The 1,995-nt window shown below is 69.4% G+C and carries 2 protein-coding genes and 1 pseudogene; all 3 read left to right on the top strand.

Annotated elements, in window-relative coordinates; translation table 11 throughout:
* Positions 1 to 564 (top strand): xanthine dehydrogenase family protein subunit M (locus GJ633_RS16185; protein ID WP_197431383.1); only part of this gene is annotated, 564 nt, incomplete at its 5' end.
* Between the two features lie 151 nt (positions 565 to 715).
* The gene (locus GJ633_RS16180) at positions 716 to 1,675 is read left to right on the top strand and encodes a MoxR family ATPase (protein ID WP_156589591.1); all 960 of its coding nucleotides are present in this window, start codon (positions 716 to 718) and stop codon (positions 1,673 to 1,675) included.
* Between the two features lie 2 nt (positions 1,676 to 1,677).
* Positions 1,678 to 1,995 (top strand): annotated as a pseudogene (locus GJ633_RS16175) (VWA containing CoxE-like protein); the annotation flags it as partial.

Here is a 1,995-nt window from a genome sequence, read left to right as displayed (position 1 = left end):
CGCGGCACCATCGGCGGTAACCTGGCGCACGCGGACCCCGCCTCGGACCTTCCGGGCGCGGCCATCGCGAGCGACCTGACGCTCGTCGCCGAGGGTCGAGACGGCGAACGCCGGATCGACGCCGACGACTTCTTCGTCGCGATGTACATGACCGACCTCGCGGAGGACGAACTCCTCACACGTGTCGAGGTCCCGCGGACGAACGGGTCGGCGGGCGGCGCGTACGTGAAGAAGCCGAGCCCGTCCTCGGGGTACGCACTGATCGGGGTCGCCGCCCGGCTCCAGGTCGACAACGATGTTGTCACGAACGCCCGTGTCGGGGCTAACGGTGTGATGGATCACGGTGTCCGGCTCGATCCCGTCGAAGATGCCATCGAGGGCGAGTCCCTGACCGAAGACACCATCGAGGCCGCGGCCGAACGGGCGACCGACGACCTCGACGTCTCGATGATGATGGACGACATCCAAGCGTCGTCGGAGTACCGCGCTCACCTACTCGGGGTCTACACCAGGCGGGCGCTCGAACGGGCCGCCGAACGCGCCGGCGCGACCGTCCCAGCGTGACCTGGCCGACGCACCTCCGCGCCACGACTCGCGCCGAGACGCCACCGGAGGCGTCCCCAGACCACGAATATTTGGTCGCGACCAGAACGCCCCAACGCGAGCCGTCCCCCCGGCCCCCGGTAGCAACAACCCTTCCCACGAGGGATCTGTCATGACGGAGGAATCGAGCGCGACGGCGGACCGAGACGCCACAGAGTCGGCCGGCTTCGACGACGTGAGCGAGGACGAGCTCCGGGCGGCGTTCGAGGCGACCGACTACGTGGCCGACGGCGACATCGTGACGACGGTACTGTTAGCGCTCCGCCTCGGTCGCCCGCTGCTGGTCGAAGGCGACCCCGGCGCGGGCAAGACGGAGCTCGCGAAGGTGCTCGCGGCGGGCTTCGACACGGAACTCATCAGGCTCCAGTGTTACGAGGGGCTGGCGGCCGAGAACGCGCTGTACGAGTGGAACTACACGAAGCAGCTGCTCGCCGTGCAGGCCGACGAGCGCGGCGTCGACGATCCCGACGCGTCGGTGTTCGACGAGGAGTACCTGCTCGAACGACCGCTCCTGCGGGCCCTCTCGAGCGACGGCGACCGGCCGCCGGTCCTGCTCATCGACGAGGTGGACCGCGCCGACGAGGAGTTCGAGGCGCTCCTGCTCGAGGTGCTGTCGGACTTCCAGGTGTCGATCCCGGAGCTCGGGACGGTACAGGCGGAGACCCCCCCGGTCGTCGTCATCACCTCGAATCGGACGCGTGCGCTGAGTGACGCGCTCAAACGACGGTGTCTCTTCCTCCACGTCGAACCGCCGAGCTTCGAGAAGGAGCGGTCGATCGTCGAGCGCAAGGTGCCGGAACTGGACGGCGCGATCGCGACCGAGCTGTGTGCCGTCACCCAGCGGCTCCGGCAGGAGCCGCTCCGGAAACAGCCGGGCGTCGCGGAGACGCTGGACTGGGCGCGGGCGATCGCGCAGCTCCGGGCCGACGACGGTTCGGAGCCGCTCTCGACGGCGGAGATCGAACACACGATCGGCTGTCTCCTGAAAGAGGTGGACGACGTGGAGCGGATCGACGAAACGATGCTGGAGACGCTCGCGGAGACCGCCAGGCAAGCGAGAGGCGGCGAGTAACGATGCTTCCGACCGACAGCGACGGAGTGCCCGACGCGGCCGGGATCCGCGACGAGGTAGTCGAGGCGCTCGTGACGTACGTCCGCGCCCTCCGCCGAGCCGGTGTCAACGTTCCTGCGAACGCCGGCGTTGTCGGGGCCCGGGCGCTGGTCGAGGTCGGTTTCGACGACGAGGACCGCGCCCGGGCCGCGCTCCGGGCCGCGCTCGTCAGCCACGCCGAGGACGTCGAGACGTTCGACCGGATGTTCGGTGAATTCTGGCGGCGGCTCGGCGCCCACCTCGATGGCGACACAATAGACGAACCGCTCGACGACGCCGTC

Source organism: Halorubrum sp. CBA1125, assembly GCF_009742825.1.
Lineage (GTDB): Archaea > Halobacteriota > Halobacteria > Halobacteriales > Haloferacaceae > Halorubrum.
Note: the sequence above shows the minus strand (reverse complement) of the source record. Positions and strands in the feature narration are given on the sequence as shown.

Excerpts from the sequence above, each read along its gene's own strand:
- GJ633_RS16180 (WP_156589591.1), top strand. The coding sequence starts at position 716 with ATGACGGAGGAATCGAGCGCGACGGCGGACCGAGACGCCACAGAGTCG.